Source organism: Trabulsiella odontotermitis, assembly GCF_001297775.1.
In the GTDB taxonomy this organism is placed as follows: domain Bacteria; phylum Pseudomonadota; class Gammaproteobacteria; order Enterobacterales; family Enterobacteriaceae; genus Trabulsiella; species Trabulsiella odontotermitis.
In genome coordinates, this window is sequence record NZ_LIFX01000007.1 from 120,684 (window position 1) to 138,147 (window position 17,464).

Annotated in this window: 11 protein-coding genes; 2 read left to right on the forward strand and 9 right to left on the reverse strand. The window is 53.2% G+C overall.

Features of this window, described 5'->3' with window-relative positions:
* Positions 1 to 10: 10 nt before the first annotated feature.
* From AOY23_RS11150 to AOY23_RS11175, 6 genes are all read right to left on the reverse strand, one after another.
* On the reverse strand, positions 11 to 487 hold the full coding sequence (locus AOY23_RS11150; protein WP_054179700.1) for a hypothetical protein: 477 nt from the start codon (positions 485 to 487) through the stop codon (positions 11 to 13).
* A gap of 527 nt (positions 488 to 1,014) precedes the next feature.
* On the reverse strand, positions 1,015 to 1,491 hold the full coding sequence (locus AOY23_RS11155) for a hypothetical protein (protein ID WP_054179701.1): 477 nt from the start codon (positions 1,489 to 1,491) through the stop codon (positions 1,015 to 1,017).
* 139 nt (positions 1,492 to 1,630) lie between these two features.
* Positions 1,631 to 2,416, reverse strand: coding sequence for a hypothetical protein (locus AOY23_RS11160; protein ID WP_054179702.1), 786 nt, complete (start codon positions 2,414 to 2,416; stop codon positions 1,631 to 1,633).
* Positions 2,417 to 2,425: 9 nt separating this feature from the next.
* Positions 2,426 to 6,982, reverse strand: a complete 4,557-nt coding sequence (locus AOY23_RS11165) for an RHS repeat-associated core domain-containing protein (protein WP_054179703.1) — start codon at positions 6,980 to 6,982, stop codon at positions 2,426 to 2,428.
* 16 nt (positions 6,983 to 6,998) lie between these two features.
* Positions 6,999 to 7,451 carry a DcrB-related protein gene (locus AOY23_RS11170; protein WP_054179704.1) on the reverse strand — a complete coding sequence of 151 codons (453 nt, stop codon included), beginning with the start codon at positions 7,449 to 7,451 and terminating at the stop codon, positions 6,999 to 7,001.
* Between the two features lie 18 nt (positions 7,452 to 7,469).
* Positions 7,470 to 9,332, reverse strand: coding sequence for a type VI secretion system Vgr family protein (locus tag AOY23_RS11175; RefSeq protein ID WP_152958527.1), 1,863 nt, complete (start codon positions 9,330 to 9,332; stop codon positions 7,470 to 7,472).
* 656 nt (positions 9,333 to 9,988) lie between these two features.
* Here AOY23_RS11175 and AOY23_RS11180 point away from each other — a divergent pair.
* On the forward strand, positions 9,989 to 10,507 hold the full coding sequence (locus AOY23_RS11180; protein WP_049849498.1) for an Hcp family type VI secretion system effector: 519 nt from the start codon (positions 9,989 to 9,991) through the stop codon (positions 10,505 to 10,507).
* 60 nt (positions 10,508 to 10,567) lie between these two features.
* Positions 10,568 to 11,047, forward strand: coding sequence for an Hcp family type VI secretion system effector (locus AOY23_RS11185; protein ID WP_054179706.1), 480 nt, complete (start codon positions 10,568 to 10,570; stop codon positions 11,045 to 11,047).
* Between the two features lie 72 nt (positions 11,048 to 11,119).
* Here AOY23_RS11185 and AOY23_RS11190 read toward each other — a convergent pair whose 3' ends face one another.
* From AOY23_RS11190 to tssA, 3 genes are read right to left on the reverse strand one after another with little or no spacing between them, the layout of a single operon-like run.
* Positions 11,120 to 12,469 carry a VasL domain-containing protein gene (locus AOY23_RS11190; protein WP_054179707.1) on the reverse strand — a complete coding sequence of 450 codons (1,350 nt, stop codon included), beginning with the start codon at positions 12,467 to 12,469 and terminating at the stop codon, positions 11,120 to 11,122.
* A 26-nt stretch (positions 12,470 to 12,495) separates the two neighbouring features.
* Positions 12,496 to 16,017, reverse strand: coding sequence for a type VI secretion system membrane subunit TssM (gene tssM / locus AOY23_RS11195; protein WP_054179708.1), 3,522 nt, complete (start codon positions 16,015 to 16,017; stop codon positions 12,496 to 12,498).
* A 3-nt stretch (positions 16,018 to 16,020) separates the two neighbouring features.
* The gene (gene tssA / locus AOY23_RS11200; protein WP_054179709.1) at positions 16,021 to 17,457 is read right to left on the reverse strand and encodes a type VI secretion system protein TssA; all 1,437 of its coding nucleotides are present in this window, start codon (positions 17,455 to 17,457) and stop codon (positions 16,021 to 16,023) included.
* Positions 17,458 to 17,464 lie beyond the last annotated feature (7 nt).

Consider the following 17,464-nt stretch of genomic DNA (forward strand, 5'->3'; position numbering starts at 1 on the left):
GACCGGAATATTACAAAGTGAATATCGGCTCCATCAATTCCTCAACCGACATCACTCCTTCACTTGTCCGTATCCAGCGCGGTTTTTTAGTATCCGCCGCGAAGAACCAGACCAGCTCGCACAATAATCCGGTTAAGGTCTTTTCTGCCTCTGGTACCAGCACCTGTCCGGACAGCAGCTTCGCCAGCGTCAGGCAGTAATCACAGAGCAACTCTGAATCCGGATCAAACGCGGGTTTCAGGGGTGGAAGCGTATCAATCGTCAGACTTTCAAGCAGATGGTTCGGCACAGGGTCGTTCAACGTCGGTTGTAACAAGGTCAGGCACGCGCTGAGGCGGGCGCACAGCGCCATTTTCAACGCCGGTTCGTCGCTTTCAATTAACGTTTCGGCGAATTTTTCACAGTGATCGGCAAGGACAGTGAAATCCGTCCGGGTACTGAAAGGAACAGAAAGTAACGGGTGAGTCTGAGTAGGGATCGTAGCCATCGTGGCAGCCTCCTGTAACGGGTTATATTTCCGCCACCGGAGAGGCTAATCTCGCGGGTGGCGGAACCGAACGGGGTTAGCCTTACCGGCGTTACAGGAAACCGGCGCGTCTTGCGACGCCCCCGCCCGGCCCGCCATTGAGGTGTAGCCGTGCGCGCGACACAAAAAAGACGCGGACGCGTCATGTGTCGCCTGTAACACGTTTCAGGAGGCTAATCCCGACACCTGATTTTGCAGGTGCGGATGAACAATACTGTTATCGGTTACAGGTCGCAAGCGGTTTCATGACGGCAAGCGGAGCAGAGTGCAGATCCGGAATGCTGCTCGCAAAATGGGTTGGTGGCGGCGACGAATGAATGCTTCCGCTTTCGTTTGAGGCCGTGTAAACAACGAGGATAATGCCCTACGGTCGTATAAAAACGTTATGCTTTAGCAACCTCAACCGAGAATAGATGTATTACGTTATGTCTTTTCATTTACAGCACCTAATATAAAATCATCCAAATATATTCTATTGATATGGTAAGTTAATATACAACCAATTGACCTTTTGGCCAGTTCCCTTGCCAACCACAAGGTATATGACCAGACTCATATATAGATAAAAGCCTATTAAAAAATAAGGGGGAAGTTAATTTTTTACTATAAAAATCCTCTATCAGATAATGCATTACATCCCATTCCACGCACTGTCTTAATAGTAAATTATCAAAATCATTTAGTTGTGGAATCTTAGGGCTTATATCATTATCAAAATATACCTTTGCTTCTTTCGCTACGTCATTCCATTCCTGAAGTATAGTTACATGTTTAGTTGCCAGGTAACCTGAAATTGCATTAGCTTCCTCCAAAGTGACGTTTTCCCATTGAGGATCAGCTAAAAAATCTTGAGCCTCATCTAAGGACATTGCTAACATGACATTCGGCATACTTGTTTCTTTACCAACCGCTGAAAACCACTTAATTTTCAATAACCTTTCAATTACTGATTGAGATAGCCTCATGGCTTACCTGAATTAATTCCTTCTAACATTTAAGGAATATTTTAACTTCATGAATAACTGTATTTCATCATGTTATGATGCAACCATTTACAACCCAACAGAAAAAATTTCCACTATCTACTCTTATGAGTATCTGCAATTATTTTGGCAAAATCCTTGTTCTTTCTTTTATAATTTGTGGCTTCCATGATATCAATATCCCAGCTTCTCCAAGACATTTATTTATACTATCAAGTTCATTTTCTTCAACAGACCACAACCACATCTCATCGTTTAATTTTTCAAGAGAACCATGACGCACATCACTTAAAATCCATTCTTTTAACGTAATTCCTTTGAGAGTAATACTAAGATGATAATTATTTATTATGTTACCTGGGTATACCATTCTTAGCATAGTTTTCTTATAGCGTTCCAGCCCTTTTCTACTCGGACATTCTCTTTTAAATAATGATGAATTTTCATATGGATATATATTCACCAAACTATCACCTGTGGCATAGAAAAATACTTTAGTCACTTCTTCCTCATGATAGTTAATGCCATATGAACAAGATAGTTTATCCGACATCGATTTCAGAATCCTTTTTATATTTTGTAATTCACCATCTACACTTGGGTATTGTATATCAATATAGTTAAATCCGACAAACTCATCAGTCATATAACCAAAACAGGCATGCCACGGTCGAATTTTTTCGACCTCAGAATATATCCTGAATGAAGTCACCTCCTCCTTCTCAATTTTTTCTTTCAATTCAGAGAACGATATTTCTATAATATCATGGTCGCCGCCGTCCAAAATTTCGTAATACCCAGCGCTCGTGATAGATATACCAAGTTCATTTAAAATTTCCACACCCAACTCACAAGCTACTGCAGTGCCAATTTTTTTTGTATCATATATAGCCACTCCAGAATACATACCCGCCCCTTATATTCCTGAAATCAAATTATCCAATGCTGATTTAATGTCTAATGCTTTATATGGATGTTTAATAACTATAATTTCACCTTGCTGATGTGATGGTAAGTTTCTCATTGCGGCATCATTACGAGAGCTAAGCGTTGGGAGTTTTCTTCCCATGTCCGTTTTAGATGCCAACTCTATAGCATGAACTCTACCATTCATATCAATAGCCATAATGTCAGGTCGTCGTCCTGCCCCTCCTTGATTAGCAAAGCTATATGATCTATTCAAATAGATCTCTTTAAATTTGCCACTCATAGCAAGTTTATTAGCTATCACTTCCGAGAACTGGTCATGTCCTGGTGTCTTATCTTTCTGGCCTGTACCATATATTTTAGTTCCGTTAACTTCTCTGCTAGGACACCCCACCAGTCCAAGGGGGTCTATCCAATTAAGTGGGTTATTGACGTAAGAATAGAGATTTCCGCCCCCTGCTAACCCTATCGGATCCGCGCATAAATACTGCCCTGTCTCAGGGTCATAATACCGATACCGGTTGTAATGTAAACCTGATTCCTCGTCCTCATACTGCCCCGGAAAACGCAGGGCGCACTGCGGCTGAAGCTCGCCATCGTTGGCCGCGGGCAACGCCCAGTAATCCATTCGTCCCCAGGTTTTTGCCCGCGAGGACCACGCCAGTCTGCCGGTTTCTGTCAGCAATTCCCGGGGCGTACCCAGATGATCGGCCACCACATAGTGAAGATGCCCCTCTTCATACCGCGCCGACGGTGTCAGAGCGCCCGGGGCATACAGCCAGTATACCGATTTATCCCACGCCACCGTGCCGTCGGCATACAGCGGCGCTTCTTCAGTCATCCGATCCCCACTCCAGTGCCAGACAACACCTGACTCTACGTCCGACGTTGTTCCTGCCGCCACCCGCCATTTACGGACCCGGCGACCAAAGGCGTCGTAGCGGTATTTCCAGCGCACTCCTCCTGGCGTCTGTAACTCTGACAGCTGGTTCTGACTGTTCCAGCGGTATTTCCAGCATTGCGGACGAAAACCATCCCGCAGTTCCCGCTTCTCGGTCAGTCGTCCTGCTTCATCATAGGTATAACGGAATGGCCCTTTCTCCGTCACCCGGCCCCGTTGCAACGTGTGTTGCTGGCTCTCCTGCATCATCGCCGAGCAGTGATGAGCCACCATGTTCTGATTCACGTCGTAGCGGAACGACTCTTCGAGGGGTTTCGCGCCACTGAAATGTGCATGGATGATCTGATCGTTGACATCATACTGCCACCGACTGCGTCCCCACCGTTGATCATCAATACCAGTGATGTTGTACGCCTTGTCGTAATACCAGCGACGGCTGACGGCGGTCCCGGCCAGGGGAACGGCCTTGTTCCCCATGTCATCCATTTGGTGCTGCAACAGCGACGAATACATACCCGCCGCCTGGTTTGCCAGCAGTCCTGCAGGCGTGTAATTACTCAGCAGAGCAAAACCCGCCCCGCTCTCCCGCAACTGCTCTTCTCCCCGCGCGTTATAGTGCAGGTTCAGCGGGTCATGACCTGCCACTTCCATTCGCGACAATCTGCCGGAACCATCGTAGCCCAGCCCCATCGCGAGTCTGCCCGGCCTGAATTCGGTTTGCCTGCCTGCGTCATCGTACCCGTACTCAACACGATGCCCGTCTGTACATTCAGCCACCAGCCTGCCGGTTGCATCATACTCAAACGTGACCACCGCCTCGCCGTTATCTGCCTTCAGCAGTCGCCCGGCCCGATCCCAGACATAATCCGTAGTGCCCCGCAACTGGCTGCATTCCTCTGTGCAGTACCAGTATTGCTGCTTCAACAGCCTGTCAGTGTCCCTGTCATAATGACTCGTCACCACTTCATTTCCAGGCAACCATGCTCTGATGCGGCGCCCAACAGCATCGTATTCATAGCGCATTACCCGCCCGGCAAAGTCCCTTTCCTCTGTGACCTGCCCGGCCCCGTCACGAACGTAACGCCAGATGTCTCCTGCCGCGTTAGTGACCGTCGTTAACCGGGCCAGACGATCATAGTCAAACCGCAGTGACTGTCCGTCCGGCCTTTCCACCTGCATCAGTAAATCAAACGCGCCATAGCGGTAACGGGTCTTTTTTCCTTCCCCGTCGGTGAAACTGGCCTGCAGACGTTCACTCGTGTAGCCGATGTACTGCGTTACCTCGTCCGGCAGATAAATTTCCGTGACACTGCCCGCCGGGCTTGCGTGCTCTGCGTGATGACCATACCGGGTGGTGAACCCCAGCGCATCACGCACTGACATCACCCTTCCCAGCACATCCTGGTGAAGTTGGGTAATGTCTCCGGCAGGATTTTCAACCTGCCGGAGTCGACGGTGAGCATCATAGTCATAACGCCATTGCACACCACCCGGCAGTATCTGCCGCAGCAACTCACCCTTTCCGCCATAGCGATATTCCGCACGCCGTCCCTCAGCGTCGGTGGAATAAATCAGTTCTCCGTTGTCGCCATAAACCCACTGCCAGCGGGCGCCGGAGGATGCCGCAACTTCCGTTGCCTGCCCATAGTCATCGTAGCGCCAGCACCAGCTTTCTCCGTCAGGGGTGATGATTTCTTCGGTATCGCCATATTCATTACAGCGGAATGTGGTGGTTCGCCCCAGCGCATCGGTTTGCGATACCAGGTTACTCAGATCCCACTCAAAACGATTTTCCCGGCCCAGCGGGTCGACGCTGCGGGTGACCAGACCGTCTTCGTTATACCAGTAGTGCGTGACGCCACCTTCCGCATCGAAATAACGAGTGTGGCGCTGTGTGTCGTGGTATTCAAACCTGTCTTCATAATGTCCGTGACGGGTGCGGGTGGACAGCACACGCCCGTTCACGTCATAAGTGATGGAAACATCCGTTTCACTTGTGTCATGCCAGCGGGACATATATCCCTGCGGCGTGTATTCATGGTACAGATGGCCATACTGCAAACTCTGACAGGACGCCAGATATCCCAGGGCCCCGTATTCCGCCTTCACCAGCCATTGCCTGCTGTGCGACGTCACCAGCTCCACATGCCGCAGTTGACCATTGTTCATTTCCACATGCAGGGCATAACCATCGCTGTGCTCAATGCGATCCAGTTCCCCGTGTCGGTAGGCAAAGCGAATGGCATTCCCCGTGCGGTCTTCAATCGCTGACAGTCTGCGGGTATCACCGTCCCCTTCACCAAAAATCAGCACCTGCTGACGGTGGCGATCAAAGATGCGCAGTACACCGGAACGGTTACCGAACAGAACATAGCGTCCTTCATGTAGATTGATGGCATGCACAGCATCATCGGGCGTGTGGAACACCAGTCCCATTCCCTGCTCCGTCACAAACCTGACGGACTGGGCTTCCAGCTGCAGACGCTGCGACCAGCTGTCTGCCCATTTCGCGCCAAAACTGCCGTTGAATGGCTGAGATGAGCGATAGATGCGTGTAAGTTCAAGAGGCAGCACGCCGGGAATGGCAATAACCGGCCATTCCTGCAGAAAATCCCCGCTGGCGACATCCACAGGATCACCGGCACACATACTTCTGTTTGAATTAGGCCCGTCCTGGGATGTTGACCGGGTCGGTAAACCATCTTCTGTTGCCCCCTGGCCACCTTTCTTTCCCCTGGGAATGGGTAAGAAATTCACAATCACCGCCGCCCAGCGTAACCACGGGCTTCGGCTGTCTTTCACCTCATAAACGAAAGCGGTTTCCAGGGTTTCGGTAATGGTTGCACAGCCTGCATTAATATTGCCGTCACATGTGGTCCGATGCCCCAGTCGGGCAATCGGTTTACCATTGGCCAGTACGGTTTTCGCGCCTTCCGCGATTTTTTCGTCGGGGCCGGGATGGTCCTTGCAGGCAACCCGGTCACCGGCTCGGGCGACAGGACGTCCTTCAAAAAAGACGTCTGGCGATCCTTCGATAATGGTGCCTTTATTTTCACCGTACTGACTCATCGCGGCACCGGCAGACGCCACCGCGCCACCCACAAAGCCGCCCGCCGCCGCGGCACCAGCGACCACCACCAGCGCCGTACCTCCGGTGGCAACAATCAGCGCGCCTACGGCAACCACCGCAACCGCCCCCAGCAGCACACCGCCAATAGCCCCCCACAATCCCCAGTCTTTTTTCTGATGCGCAATCGGATCGCCGAGCCTGGCAGGAATGTCCCCCTCCGTGGCGACTTTCTCCATTCCCAGGGCGCCTGCAATAGCATGTCCGGCCATATCACCCACATAACTGCCGGCATAACCGCCCACCATACCGGCAGCCAGCCCCACGGCAAATGGCCCGGCAGAACCAGCGGCAATCGCATATACCCCCATCCCTGCGGTGACCGCCATGTTCATTTCCTGGCTTTCAGCGATATCCAGCAGCGTATTGTTAGCACGTTCAGCATCGCTGACCCCGGCGTTGGGTATTTCATAGCTGTCAGGGGTGTCCTGACGCATTTGCGAGGCAATCGTTTCACGGCGTCCTGCATTCCCGCCAGCAGCTCCGGCACCTGCCCAGGCACTCTGACTGACACTCATCCTGTTTCTCCCTGTCTCAGACGACCGTGGTGTTTTCCCGTAATGTGAAGGACTGAATCAGTTGGGTAAGGCGAACTTTCAGTTCTGGCGTCATTTCGCCGGGCACGGTGGCGGTTAGCACCAGCACACCCGGTGCGAGTTCCAGAATGGTCATCAGTTGATGAATGGTTCCCTGCGGAGAGGTCCAGGAAAACTCAGAGGTCACCGTGCTCCTCCCGGCCAGTTCACCCGGCTCGCGGGAATGCTCGCGGTAATCTTTCAGTTGTCTGCTAAGGCTGGTGATTTCACGTTCGGCAAAAGCTGTAAATTCCATTCCCCAGGGGATCAAGTCTCTGGATACCGTAAAACTAATGCCACTCTGGTCATTCGATGACGCTGACAGCACAATAATGCTGATGTCCTTCCACTCTGCCGGGATCTGCAGCGATCCTTCGTTAAAGTGATAAGGTTTCAGTTCAGCCTTTTCCATACTGGCTCTCCGTATTGGTTACTTGCTGTCGTTAAGATGAATGGTTGGGCCAGAAGCAAAAATGCCCGCACTGTTCAGCACAATGGTGGAGGGACCAAAGGTGATCGTGACGGCTTCCTTCGTCATCACCACCGAGCCATTGCCGACGATGAGTTCTATCTGGTCCGTTGCGGTATACAATTGCGTTCCCGGCCCGGCTCCCTGTGGAACGGCCTGAACCTGAATGACATTAGCAGTGGTGCTGCGGGTCTTTTTCACATCTTCCTTCATGCTGCCCTGCGCCACACTTTTGCTTTCATCACCGGTGAGGATCGCCAGCGTGCGGTTGCCCTTTTCGACGGTCAGTGACTGGTTATCCTTCACCACCGTCGACATATCCTTCTGCGCATGCATCGACAGCATTTCCTGGCCGTTCGCGTCCTCGAACTTCAGTTCGTTGAACCCTTCGCCTTTATGCGTCTTGCTGCGGAACGCCATCTGCGTTTTGGCCGCCGGGAGTCCGATGGAGGGCAGATTGCTCGCATGGTAGGTACGACCGATGATGATGGGCTGGTCCGGGTCGCCGTGCAGAAAATCCACCACCACTTCCTGGCCCACACGCGGCGTGGCTATCACGCCCCAGCCCTGACCGGCCCACGGCTGAGATACCCTGATCCAGCAGGAACTCTGATCGTTGGACTGCCCGTAACGGTCCCACGGAAACTGCACCCGCACCCGGCCAAACTGGTCGCAGTAAATCTCTTCGCCGGGCGGCCCCACCACCACGCCTGTCTGCGAACCGTCCACCCGCGGTTTGGGTAACGGAGCCGGGCGCCAGGTCAGGTGCGCCGGAATAAAACTGAAGCGGGTGGAGAGATCGGTGCCCTGCTCGCCCGCGGCATGTTTCATCGCCTGCGGCTGGCGGCCATGATGGCTGACGCTGGTCACCTGCCAGCGGGTATTCAGGTCCGGGCGGGGATGGCTGAACAGCGTGATCAGCAGACCAGGAGTCAGACGGGCGTCATTACTCTCCCCGTCACCGGCATCGGCGTCATTACGCAGCCCGTCCAGCTGGTAGCGGGCAAAATCCTTACCGTGCTGTTCATCCTTGAAACGCCCCGGAAAATCATAGTATTCATAGTCCGGTCGCTGGTTATGCAGCTCACCCGCTTTCTCACTGAAGCTGCCCGGCCAGCGGGGGTTTTTGAAGGTGTAATCCTTCAGTTCCACCATCGCCGGGCGTACCCTGACGCTGCGGCGGAACTGGCTCACACAGGGCATTTTATTCTGTACTTCCAGCGCCGGGTTCCACGGCAGTTCCGGGCCGGATGGCAGCGTGCCCGCATCATCGGCGAAAATCAGCGTCTCCCCGCCCTCGCCGCTTTCGAAGTAGTAATACATGCCCTCTTCCGCACTCAGGCGGCTGATAAATTCAAGGTCGCTCTCCTGATACTGCACACAGAACTCACGCGCCGCGTGGGCATGGCGCAGGGAAAACGCCACATTGATCACCCCGTTTTCCCGCAACAGCGTGGTGATGATCGTCTCCGGCGTCAGTTGCTGGAATATCCGTGAATTACGGCGCAGCGACGTCCGCCACATGGCCGGGCGGACGGACAGGGTGTAACGGGTCTGGTGTAAGCCGGTGTCACCCTGCTCAAACGCCGCGACAATCCCGGTGACCGTTCGCTCAGGGTTCCCGTCGCGCAGAACGGTCAGGGTGGCGTTGTTGTCCAGCACTGACTCAAAACTGACTGCCGGATCTTCACTGACCAGCCCCACTTCCAGCAGATACGGCGATGAGAAGGACTCGGTGAGGGAAAAGTCGGTAACGGCAAACGTATCAGGCGGCAGGCCCTGCACGGTCAGGGTAAATTTCAGGCCGGAAGGCTCTGCACCCATCGCTACCGCCAGCGACGGGGCGCTTTGCCCGGCAGCGGCAACCAGAGTCGGAATACTGTTTCCGACAGGGCTCTTCAGTGACGGAATATGTTTTTCGACCACTGTATTCAGACGCTCTTCCGCCATCTCCTTAATAGTCTTCGTCATCTTTGTGGAGAGGTCTTTTTTACTGTTATCTTCAGAAAACATTGCCGGCTCCGTTATTTTATTTTCTCCATCCCGTATATCTTTGCGCCCGTCATTTAGCGGTATACAGATATAAATAAAAGCCACCAGCGTGACCCGGGTTTGATGAAATCAGCTTACCATAGCGAAAAACAAAACTGCGCGACCGGCAAACAAGAGGAACAGAAAAAATGATGATTAATCATAAAGATATGGGTTTATTACACAATAAATACGACAGATTATCCCGATATAAATATCATTCATAATAAATAATACTATTCCGGCAAAAATTATAATTTTATTCGCCAGCTTTGTGAGTATTTTTATTCATCCGCAGATATCCGGGTCTGGATATTTACCGTCAGAGCCTTATAGTTAGCCCGTACAGGACCCGCTGCAGCTTCTCAGGATATAAAACTTTTTTGGCAGACGGCTCCCGGTTAATAAGAATTTTCATCATTATTTACGCTGAAATAAGGAATCACGCCATGCCAACTCCATGCTATATCGCGATCAATGGGAAAACTCAGGGTAATATCACCGCGGGTGCTTTTACGGCAGAATCCGTCGGTAATATTTATGTACAGGGTCATGAAGATGAAATGCTGGTGCAGGAATTCGACCACATCGTCACTGTCCCGACCGATCCGCAGTCCGGCCAGCCTTCCGGCCAGCGTGTGCATAAGCCGTTTATCTTTACGGTGGCACTGAACAAAGCCGTTCCGCTGCTGTACAACGCACTGGCGTCCGGTGAAATGCTGCCGTCCGTAGAGTTACGCTGGTACCGCACCTCTGTGGAAGGGAAACAGGAGCACTTCTTCACCACCAAACTGGAAGATGCCACCATCGTGGATATCGACTGCAAGATGCCTCACTGCCAGGACACCACCAAATCCGAATTCACCCAGATGCTGCGTGTATCGCTGGCCTACCGCAAAATCAACTGGGAACACACCACCGCCGGAACGTCCGGTGCGGATGACTGGCGCGCCCCGATTGAGGCCTGAGTGCCTGACTAACCATACCGGGGGAGCGCCGGGGCTCCCCCTGTTTATCAGGGAGTGTGTATGGCAAATATCATCTACATGACCATAAAAGGTCAGAAACAGGGACTGATTTCCGCGGGCTGTTCCGGTATTAAATCGATCGGCAATAAATACCAGTCCGGGCATGAGGACGAGATTTTTGTGCTGGCGCTGATTAACCATATGACCCGCAACGAAAACGTGTCGCTGCATCCGATCGAAGTTCACAAACCGGTGGATAAATCCACCCCGCTGCTGGCACAGGCGATCAATGACAACGAAAAAATGGACTGTACGTTTAACTTATACCGTACTGCCCAGACCGGCGGTAATGAGCTCTATTTTCGCATCACGCTGACGGAAGCGACCCTCTGCGATATCCGGCTGCATTGCCCGAACTCCGTCACCCACAACGATGCCCAGCCTTACGAAAGTATTTCCTTCAAATATGCATCCGTCACCTGGGAACATGTGATGGCAGGCACCAGCGCCTACAGCATCTGGGATGAGCGGGTGTTATAGCGCCAGCTTCAGGGAATAATGCACAGCGTAGTCCGGGCGGCGTGTCGCGCCCGGGCTGGCGCCGTCCGGACATCAAGGCTGCGGTTCTTTTTGCTTCTGCACCAGCAAATAATAATGTCGGCTCAGCATATCCCACCGATCATCAATCTGTTTCATTAAGTTCACCGCCGAAGGATGACCAGTCTGACTGGCGTTTTCCAGTCGTCTCAGTAACTCCTCAAGCGGCACATCTGCATTGAGCGCCGTCTGCATCTGATACACCGCCGTTTTCAGATACGAGATGGTCAGCCCACCACGCGACCGCTCCTGGCTGATGAGCTCGTCATTCAGTTTCTGCAATTGCTGCTGCACAACAAAATAACTCTGCCCGGTCAGATCGTTATTATTTCCCGCCTGCATTTGCGCTTCCCATTGCCGGGTCACTGATTGTTGCAAGGGGTCCGTGGGCCACGTTTGTCTGGCGATCTTCACGAAGCGTTCACCCAGCGTATAGGGCTGGAGGGGTGAGTTCGTTGCCAGGCTTTCCATCTGCCGGGCATAGGTCCTGAGATCAGGCTGACTCAGCCAGAGAATGGCCGATCCTGAAGGCAGACTGGCAATCTCCTCCAGCTGCTTTTTCATCGGAACGACATACAAATAATAAGCCGTCAGGGCAACCAGCAAACAGCAGCACAACCCGCCAAAGAAGCCGGTGATTATCCAGCGTGTTTTTTTCACCGGTGGGGAAGCGGTCTCTGGCGACGTTGGCGCCGGTTCATCGCCGGGCGGCAGCGCGCATGTCACCAGTTTCGTGGGTTCTGGCTCCGGACGCGGGCACAGATCGTCTGACTCTTCTATGCCGGGAACCCATATCAGTTTTTCCGGCACCGGGGACGGCGGGATATTCTCCCGCACGGGATCCTGTTCAAGCCGCTGACAGGTATTGTGAATAAAGAACTGCAGATTCTCCACGCGGGGCACACGGCGCAGGGGAAGTTGCTGTAATTTATCGCTGAGGATCTTTAACGCATTTTCCGTTTGAGTGAGTGCTTCCAGGTCTTTTTTCTCAAACGAAAGCGTACGCAGGATGTTACTGGCTTTGGCGTTAAACCAGTCAAGTAACTCGATACGCACCATTTCATTTTCGGGCCAGCAGCGTTGCCAGTCCGCCCCGATCACCCCGGCCAGCAATTCGCACCCTTCCGTGAACCCCGCCAGCCCGGCGACGCGAAAACGTGCCAGGGCGTAATACACGGAGGTCTGGAGATCCACACCATTGCGGCGAAACACCGACAGCGCCAGAGATTCAATCAGCTTCCAGTTCACCTCCTGCTGTGCAGGGTGATTGATCTTATTGATCTCTTCGCGTATCGCCTGAAATTCCTCCAGATGACGAGGATCACCTCCGGTGCGTATGACGATATCCTGAGTCTGTTCATTCACGGCTATTCACTCCCAATCATCCCTGATCAGTACAAGGTTTCCGGCACAGTAAACTGGCTGAACAAGCCGCCAGCGAACGGGTTATCGGAAGCATCCACATGAACCCGGTAGATCATATAACCGCCATCGACGTTAAACCGGACGTTAAATGAACCGTCAGTCACCGACGTCAACTGCCCGGAGTTGATCAGCCGTAACTGCGCCCACGGCCCACTGAAACCAATGCTGCGCGGGGCATAATTGCTCTTATCCGGTACCAGCGTCAGTTTGCTCTCCACGCCAGAGCGCATCGAGTTTGGCCAGACCAGTGGTACCGTCCGGGTACGGCCGTGCGTGAATTCCAGCAACTGTCCATCCATATTCAGCACACTGCGCCGTTTATCCGCCGACAGTTCCACTGTTTCAATCGCATACTGTGTGCCAAGACCATTCTGCGGCGTGAAGAAGGTGTCACGAATTTTCTGTGCGTTTTCCATTTGCTGACGAATGTCGCTGCGGATTAACGTCTGCCCGTCACTGCCCCAGGTCAGTTCGTTCTCCATGAATGGCTTGAGGTTCTGCTGATAAAACGCATCAATGACCCCGTCCGGTTTAAAGAAGCGCTCAAATTCACTCAGCGAGACATCTTCTTTCGCGCCGGGTTTAAACGGATAACGCCCGGCGAGATGAGTCTGCCATGGCTTGACGACCGTATCCCCCCATTCCACTTCCAGATACTGAATGGCCTGAATCATCACCACACGCCAGGCCTGCTCAGCCAGTTCTCCCACCCAGCGGTTAAGCGGCTCCGGTAAACTTTTCGAGGTCTGTTGCAGGGCGAAAATAGGGTCGTTACTGTTTTCATTCAGACGCATCTGCACCGCTTTGAGCGCTGACTTTCCGGGTGTTGGCGAGTTCTGAATTGCCAGCAGATAACGGTGCAAATCCGTGATTTTTTGATTCACGCCCTGCATCATTCCGCCATCCTCTTTTTGATCGGACAGCAGGCTGTTTTCAGGGGCAAATTCGCGGTTAATCCGGGTCAGCAACTGGTAATTTTGCGCGCTGAGAAAGTCCTGTCGCGCTTTTTCAGGTAATCCATCCGGCATCAACGGCGGCTCAGTATTGTCTTTTAAGGTCTGCAACGCCCGGCGGAATATCTGGTCACCGCTGATGATTTGCTCAAGCGCATTAATCACCTGAGGTATCTCATCAAACTGAGAGATCTCAAGATTGCCCATCGCGCCTCGCCAGGTGGAGGTGTAATCGCTGAGATACTGTTCGGTAATCTGTCGCTGTATCTCTTTGCGGTCGGCCTCACTGTATTGCACGTTCTGGCTCAAATTCAGCACCCAACTGTCCATCGCGGTCAGTTCCACCAGCCCGTCACGTTGCTTCACAAAGTAGTTATCCAGCCCGTAGCGGGTCAGAAACTGAGGGATCCGCAACCGCGTCTCATCACTGGCGGTAAAGGCGGCATCGAAATTCGCGCCTACCTGATCGCGAATGTTGAGATCAGACGGCAGCACCTGCTGCGCCTTACTGCGCAAACTCTGGTACACCCGCTGGTAGATGGACAATTTACTCAGTTCAATCTGCGCATCTCTGACCGGCTGAGCAAACGGCGCATAGCTGCTGACAGCGCCCTCATTTCCGGCCTTACGCAGGGCATTCCAGTCAGTATGCTCCAGCGCATAATCCAGGTGGGCCATCAGTTGCTGCTGAAGAAGATTTTGCCCGCTGAAACGCTGGCTCCAGCGCTCTGCCATAAACTGCTTGATAAGCTCTTTGTTACGCCCGCTCTTGTCATCCAGCATCCGCATCACGCGCAGGATATTAAGCTTCTCATTACTGCCCGCGGGCGCCTCATTCAGTTGTTTGAGCAGACCATTCATTAATGCCGGCAGGTAACGCTGTTGCAGCAGTTGCAGATACGTATCTTCAACATACGGCCCGATTTTATAGCCCTGATACAACCCCATATCGGCCAGCAGCGTATTGCGCTCATGGTAATCTCCATACGCCAGCGTTGCCTCACGAATCGGGTTGAGCAGCGGTAACTGTAAATTGCCGTAGTTGTCTTTCTCAACCGGCGGAGGAATATCGAGGAAAGATTTGGTCTGCGTCAGCACCTCAACGCCGGAACGATAATTCGCCCGATAGTAATGATGCCAGCCCAACAACAGGCACAGCAGGATCACGCCGCTGACCATCGAATAAAGCATCACGTTGCGGCGTGATTTACGCAGCCAGACACTGTTTTCGCTCGCCAGGTTGGGTTCGGAAAATAAGACGCGATTGAACAGCGCGTGCGTAAAATACGGCACGCTCTCTTTTACCGGCCATGCCGGAAACGCCTGCGCGCCGAGGTGATATTGCACAGACGCGCTCTGCACAAAAATATCATCGATTTGCCCCCGCTGTTTCGCCGAGGTCAGATAAACACCCCGCAGTAATGGTGGGTTCTCGTCATTAAAAAGCAGCCCGTCCAGCAGTTGCACCACATATTCATGCAGGCCGGACATCTGGCGAATAAAGGTAAATAACGAACTCCGCTGCGCGCTGTCGACATTAGCGATCATCATCCCCGGCATGGCGTCGTTCATCATTTTGAGCCAGTTATGCCAGAACGTATCAAGCTCCTGTTTCCAGGTGTCGTTATGCCCTGAAAAGGTGATCCCGAGCGCCGACTCGCGTTTTGTTTTATCCAGCGACTGAAACATGGCGTCAAAACCATGAAAGAGATCCATATGCGTCAGCACAACATAGACCGGCAACTGGCTGTGTAAATGAACGCGCAGATCCTGCAAACGCTGGCGCATTGTCGCAAGCCAGGCATCGCGGCGCGTTTTCCCTGAGGTCATAAAATCGTCGATATCCACGACCAGCACAACGCCATTCAGTGGCTGACGCGCGCGGATCGTTTTCATCCAGTCAAGCAGGTCGCGCCAGAGTCGCCCGAAGAGTTCCGGCTTTTCCGCATCCTGAACCACCGGCTGTTCAATCAGCACGCCCTCGACATCAATCAGCACCGCCTGCTCGCCCACCAGACAATGAACATGCAAGTCGGTGTTATGCTCGCCTTTTGTCTTCTCCGGGACATACAGCGGGGCCAGTTTTTGCCCTTCAAGCATCAGCGTACTCTTGCCGCTGTCGGAGGCCCCCACAACCAGATACCAGGGCAGTTTATACAGGTAATTCCGCGTGCTGAGATGACGTTCCAGTTGCAGCAACCAGCGCGCCAGATATTTGCGCTGATAGTTAATATCGGCACTGATGGGATCTTTAACCTCTTCCCGGGATAACTTTTGCAACTGCTCAAGCTGCTGTAACCGCCGCATTACGCGCACCGTCAGCCAGGCAAGGGCAATCAGCACCAGAACCGCCGTTGTCAGCCAGCGGCTCAATGGCGTCTGAAGAGGTTTCTTCGAGCCGATAACCCAGTCGGGTCCCCACCACCAGACCCAGAAAATGGCGAAGCACCAGAAAACGGCAAGCAATAAAGCGGCGGACGCTTTAAACCGTGGAAGGGCAGGCCGCAGAGAGCTAAAGAACCCTGGTATTTTCATTGATTAACACTCCTGTTCCATCCGGTGGTTGTCCTTCGTCATCACAATATGTTCTTCTAATTGCATCATCAGCTCAGGCTCCCAGTCCGGCAGCGTGATCGCCTGCGCGACCTGCCAGAGATGCTGATAATGTTGTTGTGCCAGTATTTTCAACCCCGCTTTGTCGAGCAAATCAACGCCCAGCAACTGACAGTAAAACCGCCCACGTGGATTGCGCTGTTGAGCGAGTTCATCCAGCTGGCGCAGCGCGACCTCCAGCCCCTGGGTTTCCCAGCTTTGCCAGACGGCGTCTGAATCCATGTCGGCCTGAGCTGTTGCCTGCACCTGCGAGGCCGTTTTTGCCTGCCCCGCGCCACCGTTTTCAAGCCAGTTCAGTGTCTCAGCGGATAAAAAAGGGGTCCGGTTGATAAAGCTCAGCGTCCTGAGCTGAGGGATACGGTGTAAAAAAACCGACAGTTCATCATGAATGGCGGCCGCGACGCGCTCATATCCCAGTTTCTGCGCGATCCGCGCGGAGAGGTGGTGCCCATCGAGCCAGTACGGTGCCAGGGTGAGGCTCTCTTCCACCTGCAGCCATAAAGCGGCATCCGGGTTCGCCATCCGGCTTTGATATTCCGCCATCCGATCGGCAGAAAACGCTGCGAGTGGCGTTCTCCCGTCTTCTGCGGATTGCGGCGCAACCGTGATGCCCTGCCAGATAGCGTTACGGCGTAAACGGCACCCCAACGGGTTTTCCGGCTGGCGCTCACACAGAATGCCCGCCATCTGGAGTTGCGTTTGCCGCCAGGCTTTTTCATCGGTATTCACCACACTCATCACCGGCGCGCTCGGTGCCGCCTTTGGTGATGCTTCAGGTATCGCCCCCGCAGAAGCCGCAGCCGGTGCTTTTTCTTCCTGTACCGGGCGGTCTGGCTGACGGGCAAACGCCACTTGCAGCGTCTTAATCTCTTCGGCAAGTTCACGCTCCGGCGTCTGCCAGAACTGTTCAAGCCACGACAGCGCCTCCTGCATCGCCTGCCGCTGCGTCGGGTTCGCCTGCGCAATAAAGCTATTTACGGTGGAAGAAAACCGGCGGATCACCTGTTGCGATAACCGACGCTTCATCACAGCGTTATCCGGCCATGCCTGCGACCAGTACAATTCGACCCACGCACAGAGCAGTTGCATCGCCAGCATCACCTCCGCGGGTTGACCGCCATGCTGGAGTGTTCGCAGCAAATGCACGATGAGACGAAAATCTTTACTTTCCGTGGTCAGCAACAACAGGATCCGCTGCTGGATGTCAGCCATATCCAGAGTGTTGTGGCTCAGCGCGCCCAGTTTGACCATTTCGCCATCAATAAACGCCCAGTGCGGATTGTCATCGCTCAGGCGGGCGCTGATTTTCCCGGCGGGAAGTGGAGTTGCCAGTTTATCCAGCCAGTCATGCCGTTCAGCCATCACGCTC